This window comes from Stenotrophomonas maltophilia, assembly GCF_013464485.1.
GTDB lineage: Bacteria > Pseudomonadota > Gammaproteobacteria > Xanthomonadales > Xanthomonadaceae > Stenotrophomonas > Stenotrophomonas maltophilia_AW.
This window is the reverse complement of the sequence record NZ_RAUX01000045.1, coordinates 1-15,756: the sequence shown is the minus strand read 5'-3', so window position 1 is coordinate 15,756 and position 15,756 is coordinate 1. Positions and strand designations below refer to the sequence as shown.

The 15,756-nt window shown below is 65.8% G+C and carries 10 protein-coding genes and 1 tRNA gene; 6 read left to right on the top strand and 5 right to left on the bottom strand.

Annotated elements, in window-relative coordinates:
* Positions 1-3 precede the first annotated feature (3 nt).
* On the top strand, positions 4-2,661 hold the full coding sequence (locus D7Y61_RS18440; protein WP_180868386.1) for a sialate O-acetylesterase: 2,658 nt from the start codon (positions 4-6) through the stop codon (positions 2,659-2,661).
* Positions 2,662-2,778: 117 nt separating this feature from the next.
* On the opposite strand, the gene D7Y61_RS18435 is transcribed toward D7Y61_RS18440, so the two are convergent.
* Entirely contained in the window at positions 2,779-3,444 is a 666-nt protein-coding gene (locus tag D7Y61_RS18435) for an SOS response-associated peptidase (RefSeq protein ID WP_180868384.1), read from the bottom strand.
* Positions 3,445-3,554: 110 nt separating this feature from the next.
* Between D7Y61_RS18435 and D7Y61_RS18430 the strand changes: the two genes are divergently transcribed.
* Positions 3,555-4,058 carry a hypothetical protein gene (locus tag D7Y61_RS18430; RefSeq protein WP_180868382.1) on the top strand — a complete coding sequence of 168 codons (504 nt, stop codon included), beginning with the start codon at positions 3,555-3,557 and terminating at the stop codon, positions 4,056-4,058.
* Between the two features lie 3 nt (positions 4,059-4,061).
* On the opposite strand, the gene D7Y61_RS18425 is transcribed toward D7Y61_RS18430, so the two are convergent.
* Entirely contained in the window at positions 4,062-5,270 is a 1,209-nt protein-coding gene (locus D7Y61_RS18425) for an integrase arm-type DNA-binding domain-containing protein (protein ID WP_180868380.1), read from the bottom strand.
* A 156-nt stretch (positions 5,271-5,426) separates the two neighbouring features.
* Positions 5,427-5,502, bottom strand: a tRNA-Ala gene (locus tag D7Y61_RS18420).
* A gap of 237 nt (positions 5,503-5,739) precedes the next feature.
* Here D7Y61_RS18420 and D7Y61_RS18415 point away from each other — a divergent pair.
* Together D7Y61_RS18415 and D7Y61_RS18410 are read left to right on the top strand one after the other, a co-directional pair.
* Entirely contained in the window at positions 5,740-8,070 is a 2,331-nt protein-coding gene (locus D7Y61_RS18415; protein ID WP_180868379.1) for a TonB-dependent receptor, read from the top strand.
* A 94-nt stretch (positions 8,071-8,164) separates the two neighbouring features.
* Positions 8,165-9,298, top strand: coding sequence for a hypothetical protein (locus D7Y61_RS18410; RefSeq protein ID WP_180868377.1), 1,134 nt, complete (start codon positions 8,165-8,167; stop codon positions 9,296-9,298).
* A 43-nt stretch (positions 9,299-9,341) separates the two neighbouring features.
* On the opposite strand, the gene D7Y61_RS18405 is transcribed toward D7Y61_RS18410, so the two are convergent.
* Positions 9,342-11,414, bottom strand: a complete 2,073-nt coding sequence (locus tag D7Y61_RS18405) for a DUF4034 domain-containing protein (protein ID WP_180868375.1) — start codon at positions 11,412-11,414, stop codon at positions 9,342-9,344.
* A 121-nt stretch (positions 11,415-11,535) separates the two neighbouring features.
* Positions 11,536-12,615, bottom strand: coding sequence for a ribonuclease D (gene rnd / locus D7Y61_RS18400; protein WP_180868373.1), 1,080 nt, complete (start codon positions 12,613-12,615; stop codon positions 11,536-11,538).
* Between the two features lie 84 nt (positions 12,616-12,699).
* Here rnd and D7Y61_RS18395 point away from each other — a divergent pair, with 84 nt between their 5' ends.
* On the top strand, positions 12,700-14,592 hold the full coding sequence (locus D7Y61_RS18395; protein ID WP_180868372.1) for a formylglycine-generating enzyme family protein: 1,893 nt from the start codon (positions 12,700-12,702) through the stop codon (positions 14,590-14,592).
* Positions 14,593-14,681: 89 nt separating this feature from the next.
* Positions 14,682-15,578, top strand: coding sequence for a M48 family metallopeptidase (locus D7Y61_RS18390; RefSeq protein WP_008268686.1), 897 nt, complete (start codon positions 14,682-14,684; stop codon positions 15,576-15,578).
* The last annotated feature ends 178 nt before the right edge of the window (positions 15,579-15,756 follow it).

Here is a 15,756-nt window from a genome sequence, read left to right as displayed (position 1 = left end):
ACGATGACGACCTTCAACACTGGGAATCCGGTGCCGTCGACTGCTGTCAAGGATTTGTACGACAACGCCCAGAACCTGGATGCCGGAATCAATGGCCCGGGACAAACCTGGCTTGACCGAAAGGGGCAGACGCGCAAGAGCTGGTCTGGCATCGAGACGGACTTCCAGGCATTCCTGGCCGATGGCAGCACCATCGAGTTTCCGACCTGGGCGGCTGCAAGCGCGGCCGGTGGTGCGGGGCAGATTCCGCTGAACCGTCAGGTGGCGGTGATCGGCGACACCGGCAGCCATACCGATCCCGTGTCTGGCCTGACCGTTCCCAACAGTGGCCGCTACGTGATGGTCGCCGCTGGTCTGGAATGGCGTTCACCGGATGTGCTGACCCAAAAAGCTGACCGGAACCCGACACGATTCGGCATCGCCGAAGCACAGCGCGAAGCTGAAGACGCCGCAGTGGCCATTTCCACCAGCGAAACGTCAGCGGTGGACGTTGCACGCTCAGAGATGTGGGGGCAGGCGGGCAACCTGTCGGCTGTGGCGGCCGGTGAGCAGTCGGCGACGGGAACGGTTCTGGCCGTGAACGTATTTCGGTTCTGGGTTCAGAACTTCGCGCGCCTCCCGTCTGTGACGCTGGAGATTTACAAGCGTATGCCTGGCGGCCCGGGCGGCATGCCGCCGCTCGATGCAACGCTTATGGCGTCCGTGACCCTTGCAGGGGCTGATCTTTCGCCATCTGATGCTGAACAGGAAATTGAGATCCGGTTGCCGGAGGTTGTGTCAGTGACTGGGCCGGAAATCCTGATCTGGAAGCTCAGCTCTCCAACAGGCGGCCTGGTGATTGGCAGAAACACCGATGCGGCAGGTGTGACGCAGTTTCGTCGTGGTTGGTATACCCAGAATGGGGGAGATGGATTGGTGATCTCTCCCAATAGGCTGGCGTACAGTGCAGCCCTGCGCACTGTCGTACAGCGCCGAGACCCCGAGATCGACAGCACCCTGCAGTGGTGGGTCGATCGATCTCTGACCTTGGCCAACGCCTACTGCAACAGGGATACGGGTGCCATTGTTGCGACGGCTGATTTCCGTTGCGCGGTGGTGCCTGCTGTGGAGGGCGATCAGTTCCAGGTCACTGCGACGGTTGTCGGTTCCGTGGCTGCTCTTGCCGTATTCCGCAATGCCTCTGGCGCCGCGATCGGGTTCGTACATGGTGGAGCGAGCGGTGTCTATGTTGACTACACTGACGAGCTCGTCACGTGTCCGGCGGACACCGCCAGCGTCGTGTTCACGACCCGCGCAAACAACGTACCGGGTCGAATCAACCTAGATCTGGCCGTCAAGGCAAAGGGGATCTATCCCAATATCGCCGAGACGGTTTCACGAATTCCCGCCCTTGCCGACGTGAATAGGCAGCAGCAGTTCGACAAGGTGAGCGCCTCGTATGGTGGCTACTCGACAACGTGGCGCGCACCTGCAGAGGGTATCTGCTACATCCTGCCGACCTTGGGGCAAAGCAATGCACTCGGGGTGAATGTGCTGGCCTCTGATCCAATCACTGGTAGCAATGCCTATCCGAGCAGCTGCCTGATGTTCAGTGGCGGCCTGCGCTACACCCAGGATACCGACCAGACTCTGATCCCAGTTGCCGAGAGCTTCAATGCTGCGCAGGACCTCGGGCAGACTGCCGCCATGTCATGGGCAACCCATTTGCGGCGGGACGTTGAGGCGCTGACTGGACATGACTCCGTACGAACCATTTCGTTCGTTTCGGCGCTCGGAACTACCGCGCTGCCTGACCTTACGCGTGGCAGCACACAGTACAAGCTCTTCCTCGCGGCGGTCCGTCGCGCATCCCGAATCTGCCGCGACAACGGATGGTCCCCTGTTGTACCGGCGATCGATTGGATGCAGGGCGAACGCGACTCGACGTGGGCCGGAATGACGAAGGGGCGCCGTAGCCGCACCATGCAGCAGTTTGCCCGGTTCCTGTGTGATGACATCAAGGCGGCCACCGGACAGGTGGATACCCCCGTTCTCCTGGTGTCGCAGACCTCGCACGCGAATTCCAGCACCTGGAATCAGCCGATTCGTGAGTCGGACTACGAGCTGGATGGGGTCGATAACATCCGCTTGGCGGGGCCGATCTACCAGTTCCCCATGAGTGACACGATCCACCTGGACTGCCTGGGCCAGTACCGCCGCGGCGCACAGCTAGCACGAGCAACGATCAACGAGGTGCTGGGCGATGGTCAGCGTACGATCCGGGTTGTTCGCTCCAGGTGGGTGGACGCAACCCACCTGGACGTGACGTTCGACTGCAATGTGTTCCCACTGGTGGTTGATGGCAGCGGTGACACCATAGCCACCGCCGAGATCGCCGGCAGTGCAGGGTTCATCGTGGACGACGGGACCGGTAGTCCGCCGGTAGTGACTTCGGCGGCGACCACGGGAACGTTCAACGGGGTTGTGCGCTTGACTCTCTCGGCGGCGCCTGCAACCCAGCGCATCCGCTTGGGCTACGCCGTTCAGCGCAATAGTGATGCCGGTGGTCAGAACGGTCCGTTGGTGGGAGCTCGCGGTTTGCTGCGCGATTCCATGGTGGTCACAGACGAGGTTGGTGCTCCGAGCTACAACTGGTGTCCGGCGTTCATCGTTGACCTTTGATCGGCCCCATCAACCACTCCGGCCCCGCGGAGTTCGCGCGCTACGGCCAGGTGCTGGTTCAATCGGTACTGGGGTGATCGCAGAGGGGCCGAGCAGAGCACATGCTCGGTCCCTCGATCAGGCAACCTGCAGCAGCAGATCCTCGCGGTTGTTGAGTGGTGTGTTCACCGCGCGGCTGACGCGGTAGGCCTCCATCGCCGGTGGCTCGCTGGCCAGCAGCATGGCCATGGCGTCGTCGGGGCTGGCGGCGATCCACTCATCGATCTGGCCGGCCTGCAGCCAGACCGGCATGCGGTCGTGGATGTCGGCCGACACGCCGCTGCTATCACCGGTGATGATGGTGAAGGTGCCCAGGTTTCCGTCGGGTAGCAGCGGGCTGGTGTCCTCCCACAGGCCAGCGGCCAGCAGCGGTCCGGTGGCGTGGATTAACCACGGGTCTTTCTTCCCGTCCTCGGGGCTGACCGACCACTCGTAGTAGCCGGCCATGGGGATCACGCAGCGGCGCTTCTTGAACGCGGCCCGGAACGCTGGCTTGGTGGCCACCGTCTCGATCCGGGCGTTGATCGTCGAGCCCTGCAGGCCTTTGGCCTTGGCCCAGAACGGCAGCAGGCCCCACGCCAGCCGGGTAACCTGCCGTCCTTCGCCGCGGTCCAGGATCACCGACGCCCGCTGCGTCGGCGCCAAGTTGTAGCTGGGCTGGATCTCGGCCAGGTCGGGGGCAAGGTCAGCCAGCCCCGGCTGGCCGAAGTCGATCACGGGGAGCTGGACGAAGCGGCCGCACATGGCCGGAGGGTAGCCCAGCCTGCCGTTCCGAGGACGTGATTCCGAACGGTTCAGCCGGTGAATGCTTCCTTGTCGCAGCCTTTGCGACCGTCAGCCGTATCCTTCCCGCCATGTATTCCTCCCACGGCTTCCGCACTGCCCCGATTCCCTCTGGCTGGGTCCAGACCGGCGAGCGCTGGGCGCTCTGGTACAACGGCCGGGAAACGGCGAACGTCACGTTCGATGGCGGTCCTGGCGTCCGGTTGTGGATGGAAGGCCAGAAGATGTGGCACACCAAGGAAGCGCGCGCCGCCAACGTCCGACAGGCGAAGCGCTACGCCGAGCGCTGGTGCGCGGCCAGGCTCTATCCCGATCTGCCCCTTCGTGAGGCCGTCGCGCGGCTGACCGACAGTACGCCGATCCAGCCACCGCCACCACTGCCTGGCCTGCCTCCGACCCGCGAGCAGCAGCAACAGGCCCGGCGCCTGGCTGAGGCCGGGGCGAAGGAGGTCGAGCGGATCAAGGCGGCGCTTGAACCGCGCAAGCCGCCAGCAGAGACGAAACCCCGAGCGAGGGACGTCCGCAGCAAGGCGTGGGTGAGGGCAGGGCTGCAGCAGTTGCGGCGAGGCGTGTAGGCGTCAGGCGACCCGCAGCTGCACCACGTTCCCATCGCGCAGCCGGTCCAGGTAGTCCGCCCACTCCTGCATCATTCGGACGCGCTCTTCCAGGTGCTTGGTCCGGTTGTATGCTCTGCCGTCGGGGTCTTTGACCATGTGGGACAGCTGGTGTTCGATGATGTCGGGCCGGAACCCCAGCACCTCATCCAGGATGGTGCGCGCAGTGGCGCGGAAGCCGTGTCCGGTCATCACGTCATCCTCGAACCCCATCTTGCGTAGCGCGGTGTTGATCGTGTTCTCGCTGAGCGGCCGCTTCGGGCTGTTGCGCCCCTGAAACACGTACTGCCCTTTGCCCGTGAGGGGCTGAATCTCGCGAAGGATTGCCAGGGCCTGCTTAGAGAGCGGGATGAGGTGCTCTCTGCGGCGCTTCATGCGGCCGGCAGGGATCAGCCACTGCCCGGCGTCCAGATCGAATTCCGACCATTCCGCCTTCCGGAGTTCGCCAGGGCGCACGAACACCAGCGGCGCCAGGGCCAATGCCCAGCGTGTGACCTGCCTGCCGCGGTATGCGGGGATGGCGCGCAGAAGCGGCACCAGCTCGCGGACCTCGGTGATCGCTGCATAGTGGTTCCGTGGCGTCGGCTGCAGTGCGCCGCGCAGGTCTGCCACCGGATTGCGCTTGGCCATGCCGCAGGCGATGGCGTACCGCATCACCTCCCCGCACTTCTGGATGACCCGGTGCGCTGACTCGATGGCGCCGCGCTTCTCCATCCGACGGGCGAGTGCAAGGAAGTCGGGTGCCTCCAGCTCAGCGGCCTGCCGGCTACCGATCCACGGCAGGATGTCGTTCTTCATCCAAGCCTCGACCTTTACCCGGTAGTCGTCGGACCAGATCCGGCCATCCATGAACTCGCGCGCGATCGCGCCAAAGGTCTGAGCCTCCATGCCCGCCTTCGCCGCGGCGGCCTCCTTCTTCTGCTGGTTCGGGTCCACGCCCTGGGCAAGCAGCCGCCGCGCGTCTTCGCGACGGTTCCGTGCCAGCTGCAGGGGCACCTCGGGGTAGACCCCCAGCGCTAGGCGCTTCTCCTTCCCGTCGAAGCGGTACTTCATTCGCCACCAACGGCTACCGCTCGGGGAGATCTCCAGGTAGAGCCCGCCGCCGTCGAACAGCTTCTGGGTCTTTCCAGTCGGCTTTGCGCGCCGAATTGCGAGGTCGGAGAGTGGGGGCATCGATCTTGGGGGCATTGGGCGGATGCCCCAAAATATGCCCCCACCGTCTCACCAGCTGCAACGCATTGGACCGGTCTGCACCGTGCAACGAAAAAGGCCGGAAGCCCTGTTATTTCAGGAGTTCCGGCCTTCTGAGTGCGTTGCCGCACTGAATAGTGGTGGAGCCAAGGAGGATCGAACTCCTGACCTCGTCATTGCGAACGACGCGCTCTCCCAGCTGAGCTATGGCCCCACGGCAGGGCTTCAGTCTAGCCAAGCGCCTGCCGCTTGCCAAGCCGATCAAAGGAATTCCATGTCGAGACGCGAGGCACATCAACGGGTGACTGTGCCGAAACCGCTTGTTTCGCCGGGTTTGGGTGCTGCGCAACGAAATCGTAACAATTTGGGGGATAATGGCGGCTTGCGCAGTTATCCTCCTTTTTGCCGCCCGGCTCGCGCAGGCCGCACGGACGCCTCCTCAGAGCATTTCATGCCCTCCCATTCCGATTCCCGCCGCCTGTCGGGTATGTCGTCTTCCTTTGTTTCCTTCCGCCGCCATCCGCTGGCCCTGGCCTGTGCCAGCCTGGCCCTGGTCGGCAGCTTCGGTGCCGCCGCACAGGACAGCGCGCCGACCCCGACCGGGCTGGACACGATCACCGTGACCGCCGAACACCGCGAGCAGAACCTGCAGGAAGTGCCGGTCTCGGTCGGTGTGGTGCAGGGCGAGCGCATGCGCGACTTCACCGCCGGCGGCGACGACACCCTGCTGGCGCTGTCCGGCCGCGTGCCGAGCCTGTATGCGGAAACCACCACCGGTCGAATCTTCCCGCGCTTCTACATCCGCGGCCTGGGCAACATCGACTTCTACCTGGGTGCCTCGCAGCCGGTGTCGATCATCCAGGACGACGTGGTGCTGGAGCACGTGGTGCTGAAGTCGAACCCGGTCTATGACGTGGACCAGGTGGAAGTGCTGCGCGGCCCGCAGGGTTCGCTGTTCGGCCGCAACACCACCGCCGGCATCGTCAAGTTCGACACCCTGAAGCCGACCCAGGACTACACCGGCCGCGTCAGCGCCAGCTATGCGACCTACAACAGCGTGTCGATCGACGGCGGCTTCGGCGGCCCGATCAACGACATCGCCTCGTTCCGCGTGTCGGCCCTGTACCAGCACCGCGACGACTACGTTGACAACACCTACCGCGGTCCGAGCGCCGATGGCACCGTCAGCCCGAAGAAGAACGCCATGGGCGGCTTCGATGACCGCAACGTGCGCGCGCAGCTGCTGCTGACCCCGAGCGACCAGTTCTCGATCCTGGCCTCGGCCCACGCCCGCGATTACGAAGGCACCTCGACCCTGTTCCTGCGCGGTGCGCTGACCAAGGGCTCGAACAAGACCGACGTGCCGCGCGACCAGGTCGCCTACGACGAAGCCGGCAACAACCCGCAGGCGTACAAGACCTATGGCGGTTCGGTGAAGGCGCGTTATGACTTCGGCGCGATCGACTTCACTTCGATCACCGCCTACGAAACCACCTCCGGTTACAGCCGTGGCGACACCGACGGCGGCGCCGCGGTGAACTTCCCGGTCAACGGCGTGCCGAACGGTTACGGCCAGTCGATGGGCCGCATCCGTGACCTGGACCAGTGGACCCAGGAATTCCGCCTGGCCAGCCATGACGACAGCGCCCTGCAGTGGCAGGCCGGTGCGTTCTACTTCAACGGCAGCGACACCACCGACTTCTACCAGCGCGCGTGGTTCCTGCAGGGCGCCGCCCGCAACCCGAACAACTGGGTGCGCCTGCGCAACAAGAACACATCGTGGGCCGGTTTCGGCCAGATCAGCTACGCCTTCACCGACAAGTTCACCGTCACTGCTGGCCTGCGCCAGACCAAGGACGAGAAGCACACCCGCCTGCTGAAGACCGCGGACACCGCTGCCGGCGTGGTCACCTACAAGGGCCGCACCGACGTCAAGATGTCCGACACCACCCCGAGCTGGGATCTGAGCGCGATGTATCAGATCACCCCGGACGTGAGCGTCTATGCGAAGGTCGCGCGCGGCTTCCGTGGCCCGACCATCCAGGGCCGTTCGGCGGTGTTCAACGCCGACTTCACCACTGCTGATTCCGAGACGATCCTGTCCTGGGAAGCCGGCGTGAAGAGCAGCCTGTGGGATAACCGCCTGCGTCTGAACGCCACCGCGTTCACCTACACCGTCAACGACATCCAGCTCAACGGCAACGATTCGGACGGCAACGGCGTGCTGTTCAACGCCGACAAGGCCAAGGCCTACGGTTTCGAAGCGGACATGGAGCTGCGCCCGATCCCGAACCTGACCCTGAGCGCCGGTGTCAGCCTGCTGCACAGCGAGATCAAGGACAAGCGCGTCTACGCGCAGGTGTGCGGCCTCAACGGCCAGGTGGTCTGCACCGTCGGCGACCCGACCATCAAGGTGGGCGCCAACACCTTCGCGCAGATCGACGGCAACCCGCTGCCGAACGCGCCGAAGTACAACGTCAACCTGGCCGCCCGCTACGATTTCCCGGTCAGCGACGCCGGCACGATGTTCGTTTCCACCGACTGGAACAAGCAGGGTTACACCAGCTTCGTGCTGTACGACAGCAAGGAATTCAACTCCAAGGGTGATTTCGAGGGGGGGCTGAAGATCGGCTACTCGGGCAACTACGGTGCCTACGAAGTGGCACTGTTCGCGCGCAACATCACCAACGAGAAGAACCTGAAGGGTGTGATCGAGAACTACATGGCCGCGGTCTACAACGAGCCGCGCACCGTGGGTGTCTCGCTGAACATGAACTGGTAAGCCCAGCCGTCCGCGTTTCGAGAACGGCGCTCCTGGAGCGCCGTTTTTCGCGGGCCGTGCTAAGGTCCAGCGCTGTGTTGAAGGGAGCTCGACCATGCTTGATGCGCTGTACCAGACCTATTCCGATTCCAGTGCCGGAGCAGACCTGCAGGCGCGCTGCCGGGAGCAGGTGGTGTCCTGGCGTTGGGCGACCCACTCGATGGCCTTCGTGGTGCCGTTCATGCGCGAAGAACATGGCGGGCCGGTGCCGCGCTGGATCGCCGATGCCAAGGCTGATCCAGCCAGGCATGTCCATCACGGGTTCGACGTGGAAGGGCGGATCATCCTTGAGTGCGAGCCCAATGGGAGCATGTCGGTCTGGCGGCATCTGCCGGATGCTCGACAGCAGTTCTCGTTCCACAACTCTGGCAGTCTCGGCTCGATCATGCAGTTCCGCGAATCCGGCGGGCGCCTGCAGGAACTGCAGCTGGCTGCCGACGGTCGTGGCTTCACTGAACACTACGAGTGGGAAGGTGAGCGCCTGCAGCGGGTGCTGATCGAGAACCGCGGCGACGGCCGGCGCGCCTGGTGGTGCCAGCGCCTGCATGACTATGACGGTGACGGCCAGTTGCAGCGGATGACGCTGGAGTACCTGGACAGCAGGAAGCGCCGCAAGGGCGACGCGCAGCTGCTCTATCTGCGGCCCAGAAAGGGAGAAACGCTGGCGACGGTCAGCGCCGAGGTGCAGCGCCTGCTGCAGGAGGCGATCTCCGACGCATTGCCACGCATTGCGCAGGAAGAGCCACTGTACTGCCTGCTGCTGTGCTTCACCGCGGAAGACGTCCCGGCGGCCTGGCCACCGTTCCTGGTGTGGGGCCGGCAGTCCTACCGTAACAGAGTGATGGCACGGGGCGACGAGGTGGCCTATTACCTGTGGGCACCGGATGAGATCCGTGAAGCGCAGACCGAGCCTTGCGAGCGCTGGTTCGATGCGCCAGCGCTGGTCGAGGCATGCACCCGACACAGCCAGTACATGGCGCTGCGGCAGAGTTCGGCCTCGGCGATGCAGGTGCTGAAGAAAGTTGCCGCCTGGCTGGATGAGCCGGAACAGCGTGGGCAGCTGCGGACCACCGATGATTTCGTGGTGGCGGTGGCAGACAACACCGGCAGCGTCGATCCGTTGCCGCCCCTCCGGCGTACGCTGGCGCCCGAACGCTGGGCGCTGCTGAAGTCGCGCGGGTACGTTTGATGCGGGCGCGGCCCGGATGCCTGGGCCGCGCTTCCCTTTTACCTCAGACCGCAGTCAGATCGCTGTCCTGCGTGCGCTGGCCGAAGGTCAGGGCCCAGGTTGCGCTGTCCACCTGCTGGCGGTCCTGCGCCTGCTGCTTGCGCGCACGGGTGGCGCCGAACCAGCGGCCTTCGCCGTTGATCAACGGTGCCATGCGCATCACGTCCACGTACCCTGTATCGATCTCGCTGGCGCGCTGCAGCCAGGTCAGGGCCAGGAAGGCGTTGGCTGGCACGCCGTTGCCGAAGTGGTAGATGTCGGCCAGGTAGCCAGCGGCCCATACCCTGTCGTCGTCCTCACCGCGCCACCACAGCGGAATCAAGGCACGTTCGACCGCTTCGCGCTTGTGCGCATCGTTCTGTCCATCGAAGGCCAGGCAGGCCAGGTTGCGGCAGGTCGGGCCCCACACGCGCTCACCGGCGTCGGCTTCGCGCAGGCAGCGCAGGTACAGCTCGCGCGCTCGTGCTTCATTGTCAGGGCCACCGGCGGCAACCAGTCGCACACCGAGGTTGTAGGTGGCGATCAGGTCACCGCCTTCCACCGCGCGTTCCTGCCAGTACAGGGCCTTCTGCGCATCAACGAAGTCCGGCTGGTCGCGGCCGCCCAGCCGGCCCTTGTACAGGTCGCACAGCGCCGCCATCGCACCGGCGTCGCCGTCGTCGGCCATTCGCTGCAGCAGCAAGAGGCCAGCGTCCTGCGAGACGTCGCAGAACAGGTTGGACGCAAAGGTGACCGTGGAGGTCTTCTGTTGTGTGGTCAGCTTCAGGGCACGCTGCAGCAGGGGCTGCGCACGTGCCGGGTTGGCGGTCTGGCCCAGCAGGCCATGCTCGATGGCGGTAGCCGCCCACAGCAGGCCGAGTGCCGAATCACCCTCACGTGCGGCGTAATCCACAACCTGCGTGAACAGTGCTTCGGCGCCTTCCACGTGGGCGAACCAGGCGCAGGCTTCCAGATTGCTGAAACCATCGTGCAGGACCACGTCACGATCCAGGGCCCACGCCTGCTGCAGGTCCTCGAGCACCGCCTGCATGTGCCCGGCGTCCCACCGCACATCACCTTCGTCGTCCTCGGTGCGGCCCAGACGATAGCGCAGTGATGCGCGCTGGGCCAGCACCTGTGCCCGCACGAAGTGCTCGAGGTGCCAGTCCAGGATCTGCGCATACGCACGCTCGTGCATGGCAACCGCTTCGGCATCGTCGCGGCGCGGCAGCTCGCCCATCCAGTCCTGTTCCTTGCACCAGCGCAATGCGTTGCGCTGTGCCAGATCGAGGCCGCGGCACCAGCCGCCTTCGATGAAGTCCTCCATCGCCTCGTGGCTGCCGCCCCAGCGCGGATACAGGTAGTAGAGGGTGTCTTCCAGCGTACTCTGGTCATCGGGCCGCTGCTCGAGTACCAGGCGCATCCAGTACGCCAACGGTGCCTCGAAATCATCCTGGCTGCGCTCGCGCAGCAGCGCGGGCAGTTCGCCGGGCAGGGATGACAGCGGCGCGCCGAAGCGCGCGAGCAGCTGCAGAGCCTGCGGCCAGGCCTGCGGATAATGCCCGGCCAGTGCCTCTCCGTCGGATTGTGCGGGTTGACCGGCCTGCAGCGCCAGCAGCCAGTTCGGCTCGCGCAGATAGCTGGTGATGCGCTTGATGCCATCCAGCGCCAGCGCCGGGCGCGGTGACAGTGGGATTGCCTGAAGGTAAGCATGCACCGCGTGGTCACGCGCCAGCTGTGCGGCCAGCCACTGGCTGTCCTCCACCAGGGCGGCTACGTCGGCACTGCGCAGTGCACCGGCTGCGGACTCCCAGCACGCACCCAGGCGCAGGTGCGCGTAGTAGCTGCGCGGCGCGGAGGCAACCCATTGCTGCGCCTGTTGCAGGCGTTCATCCAGGCTGAGCGTTGCGTCATGTAGGTTGCGCAGGCGCCAGCGAATGCCGGGCAGCCGTTTCGCGCCCTCCAACCAGTCCTGTTCATGCGGTGCCAGCAGTGCATCCAGTGCTGCGTAGTCCTGTTCCTGCAGCGCGCGGCGTGCCTGGGCGCGCCAGGCCAGGTCCTCGACGGAGAGCCCGTCCTTCGCAAGTCCATTTGTCATCTGATGCAATCCAACAATAGCGGGGACGCTATTGGACAGGTCCACGCGCGTGCCGGCAAGCGCGGCAGATGCTCATGCTTGCTGTGCAGGCAGGCGCCGGGTTGCCCAGCGCCGATTGATCTCAGCGCGCCGGCAACAGTGCCTGCAGCCGTGATTCCAGTTCCTGCTGGCGCCAGCCGGCCAGCGCGGCGGGCCACTGACGACGTTCCAGGTAGCTTTCCAGGTGCTTGCGCGACGCGAGGATGCCATCCGGCAGTCCCAGCTCACGGCTGCGCTCGGCCACTGCATCCTGCAGCTTCTTCAGGACCTGCTTGTTGCTGTCATTGGCCGGCAGCGCCAGCGGCGCGTCGCCTTCATCGGCCAGCGGTGTTTCCAATGCCTGCCACACGGCGCCGGCCAGCTTGCGTGGCGCCTTCGGGAACTGCTCGAACAGCGTGCCCAGCGCGTCGGCGTCGATCGGCGGGGTGCGTGCGAGGGTAGCGGCCAGTTCGTTGTCCAGGATCCAGCTGCGCGGACGGTCGCTGTTGCGCGCCTGCACGTCGCGCCAGCGCAGCAGGCGCAGCAGGCGACGCTGCGCGGCGGCGTCGAGGAACTGCGCCGAGCGCATCGCCAGATGCGGCCAGCGGTCCTCATCGTTGGCGACGCTTGCCAGCAGGCGCTCACCGTCGTCGTGCAGCCATTGCTGGCGGCCCAGGGCCTGAAGCTTGGCATCGATGGCATCATGCAGCGCAAACAGGTGCTCTACGTCGTCGGCGGCGTACTGCAGCTGCGACTCCGACAGCGGCCGGCGCATCCAGTCCGAGCGGGTCTCTCCCTTGGCCAGCGCCACGCCCGTGATCTCCGCCACCAGCTTCTGGTAGCCCATGCCACCACCAATGCCGGCCAGCGAGGCGCCGATCTGGGTGTCGAACAACGGTCGCGGCAACACGCCGCAGGTCCACTTGAAGGCGACCAGGTCCTCGCTGGCGCTGTGCATCACCTTGGTGATCGATTCATCGGCCAGCCAGGGCGCCAGCGCCTCGGTCATGCCGGGAATCAGCGGGTCGATCAGCAGGATGTCCTGACCGACGGCCATCTGCACCAGGGCCAGCTGCGGCCAGAAAGTGCGTTCGCGGATGAACTCGGTGTCCAGGCCGATACGGGCCGGGCGCTGCTGGAAGTACGTATCCAGCTCGGCGGGGGTGGTGATCCAGGTTGCCACGGGTCAGGGCCTACTACTCGGGTTTGCTCAGGCAGGGGAGAATAGCCTAACGTCGGTCCGCGTCCGTGCCGAAGGAGGCTCTCCTTGCGTTTTCCGTTGTCGCCCGTGCTGTGCACCGCCCTGGCCTTTGCCCTGGCCGGCTGCACGCCGTCGCCGCCCGCACCGGTGGATCGGGACGGCGGTGGAGATGCGCGGGCGGCCGGAGAGGCCGGCACCGGCACCGATGCCAGCCCGCAGGCCGGGCAGGGCAGCGTGACCATTGCCGGCGAGGATGCCGATGAAGACATACAGCAGTGGACGCCGCCGCGGGTCGACCGCCAGGGTCGCAGCCTGGCCCAGTTGCGGCGTGCCGCCGAGCAGGCGTTCGCCGAAGGGCGGCTCTATGAAGATGCCGACGCTGCCATCCCGCTGTGGCTGGCGGTTCAGGAAGAAGACCCGGATGACCGCCAGGCCCTGCTGGGCCTGCAGCGAGCCCGCCAGCGCCTCCAGCAGCAGGCGGATGCGTTGCTGGTGCGGCCACTCAAGCAGCGCGAGGCGTTGGCGGAGGCCAGTGGCCAGGCGTTGGTGTTGCTGGCCTTGGCACCGAAGGATGAGAAAGTGCGTGAGCTGCAGGCACGGGTGGAGCTGGCGCAGCGGGTGGTGGCCTACAACCGCGCCGGCGAGGAGGACCTGCGCTCGGACCGGATCGGTGAGGATGGTGACGGCGCCATCGGCAACTTCCGAGAGGCATTGGCACTGGATGAAGACAACCGCCGCGCACGACAGGGCCTGGCCGCGGCCGAGAGCGGGTTGATCCGCCGCGCCGAGGATGCCGCGCGCGCGCGTGATTTCGCCAGCGCCGGTACCTGGTTGGCCGAAGCCAGCAAGGTCCGCGATTCGTCGCCGACCATCGCCGATGCGTTCGAGCGCATTGAACAGATCCGTGCCGCCGCTCTGCTGCAGCTTCGCGATGACGGCCTGCGCGACCTTGCCACGCCCCAGGGCCTGAAGCCGGCCCGCGAGAAGCTGGCCGAGGCCCTGCGCATCGCCCTGCCGGGCGATGCCGCAGTAGCCCAGCTGCGTGAGCGCATCGACCTGGCCACGCATTACGGGAGCTTCCGCCCGGGACAGGTGTTCAGTGATGCCATGCGCGACGGTGGGCGCGGCCCGCAGATGGTGGTGGTTCCGCATGGTGGTTTCCAGATGGGTGCTGGCGATGCCGAGCCGGGTTCGAGCGATGCCGAGCGCCCTTCGCACTACGTGCGCTTCGATCGCGGCTTCGCGATGGCGATCACCGAGATCACGGTCAGCGATTTCCAGCGCTATGTGAAGGCGACCAATGCCCGCCCACGTGCCACGCGGCGCGGCCATTCGGTGGTCTATGACGAGCGCAGCGGCAATTTCATCCGTCGCAGCGGCGTAGACTGGCGCTCGGACTACGATGGTGGTCGCGCGATGGCCAATTCGCCCGTGATGCATGTGAGCATCCGCGATGCCGAGAACTATGCAGCGTGGTTGTCCGAACAGACCGGGCGCAGCTACCGGCTGCCCAGCGAGGCCGAGTTCGAGTACGCGCTGCGTGGTGGCAACAGCGGGCGCTACCCCTGGGGCGATGCGGGCACGCCGCCTCCGGGAAGCGGCAACTTCACCGGCAGCAGGGATGTATCCCCGTCCGGACGCCATTGGCACAACGCATTCATTGGCTATGGCGACGGCTGGTGGGGGCCCGCGCCGGTAGGGAGTTTCCAGGCCAATGCCTTCGGCCTGCACGACATGGGCGGCAACCTCAGCGAATGGGTGGCCGATTGCTGGCATGCCAGTTACCGGCGCGCACCGTCCGACGGTGCTGCCTGGTTCAACCCCGGTTGCCGTTCGCGGGTGATCCGTGGTGGCAACTGGGCCAATGCCCCCGAGCAGACCCGTGCGGCCTGGCGGCAGTCGCAGGATTCGGATACCACCAATGCCCGCATCGGCTTCCGCCTGGTGCGTGGGATCTGAGTAGCAGCCGGCTTCACCCGCTGCGGGCAGCGGCGCACTAAGATTGCGCCGTGCCCGCCGGCCGGCGGGGCCAGCAGGAAGTCCATCCGATGCGCAACGATCCCTTCTCCCGCTCGCCCCAAGGCCCGCAGCGGCGCGGCCTGTTCGGCAACATCCGCTGGTGGGTGCTGCTGCTGGCTGCAGGCTATGCGGTGTTCTACTGGTTCTCCAACCGTACGGTCGATCCCTATACCGGCGAGAAGGTGATGATCGACAGCAGCTTGGACGCGCGGCAGGAAACCGCCCTGGGACTGCAGGCGTACCAGCAGATCCTGTCGCAGGAACGGCCGATGGACCCCAATGCACCGATCGCGCGCGACGTGCGTGACATTGCGCAGCGACTGATTGCCAAGGTGGATGTGGTGGAGACCGCATTGGCGCAGGAGCACGGCGTACAGCCGGCGCACTTCGCGCGGGATTTCCAATGGGAAGTGAATGTGATCCCCTCCGACCAGGCCAATGCATTCTGCTTGCCTGGCGGCAAGATGGCCGTCTATACCGGGCTGGTGCCGGTGGCGCGCACCCGCGATGCGATGGCGGTGGTAATGGGCCACGAAATCGCGCATGCGCTGCTGCGTCATGGCGCGCAGCGCATGGCCCAGCAGAAGCTGACCCAGATCGGGCAGGTGGCCGGCGCCGCCAGTGGCATGGATGCGCAGCAGCAGCAGATGATGATGTCGGCGATGGGCTATGGATATCTGCTGCCCTATGCGCGCAGCCACGAGACGCAGGCGGATGAAGTAGGGCTGATGCTGGCCGCAGCGGCCTGCTTCGATCCCCGCGAGGCGGTGCCCTTATGGCAGCGCATGGGCCAGGCCAGTGGCGGCCAGGCGCCGCCGGAGTTCGCCTCCACCCACCCGAACCCGGGCACCCGCATCCAGAACCTGCAGGCGCTGATGCCGAAGGCGCTCGAGTACCGGCAGAAGTTCTGCGAGCAGGCGAAGTAGGGGGTTGTTCGGCAGGGCTTGCAGCCCTGCACCTGCCGAAGCCAGAGCAACAGCAACAGCAACAGCAACAGCAACAGCAACAGCAACAGCGTGCATTCCGTGGGATGGCGGGGTGGGTCCGGTTGCGGGGGCCGCTGCAAGTACGTCCATGTAAGCTCGGTCGCCGCATCCATGCGGC

Bases quoted from the DNA above. Each gene is read 5' to 3' on its own strand.
- D7Y61_RS18430 (WP_180868382.1), top strand. From the start codon at position 3,555: ATGTATTCCTCCCACGGCTTCCGCACTGCCCCGATTCCCTCTGGCTGG.
- D7Y61_RS18415 (WP_180868379.1), top strand. From the start codon at position 5,740: ATGCCCTCCCATTCCGATTCCCGCCGCCTGTCGGGTATGTCGTCTTCC.
- D7Y61_RS18425 (WP_180868380.1), bottom strand. From the start codon at position 5,270: ATGCCCCCACTCTCCGACCTCGCAATTCGGCGCGCAAAGCCGACTGGA.
- D7Y61_RS18410 (WP_180868377.1), top strand. From the start codon at position 8,165: ATGCTTGATGCGCTGTACCAGACCTATTCCGATTCCAGTGCCGGAGCA.
- D7Y61_RS18405 (WP_180868375.1), bottom strand. From the start codon at position 11,414: ATGACAAATGGACTTGCGAAGGACGGGCTCTCCGTCGAGGACCTGGCC.
- D7Y61_RS18440 (WP_180868386.1), top strand. From the start codon at position 4: ATGACGACCTTCAACACTGGGAATCCGGTGCCGTCGACTGCTGTCAAG.
- D7Y61_RS18435 (WP_180868384.1), bottom strand. From the start codon at position 3,444: ATGTGCGGCCGCTTCGTCCAGCTCCCCGTGATCGACTTCGGCCAGCCG.
- D7Y61_RS18390 (WP_008268686.1), top strand. From the start codon at position 14,682: ATGCGCAACGATCCCTTCTCCCGCTCGCCCCAAGGCCCGCAGCGGCGC.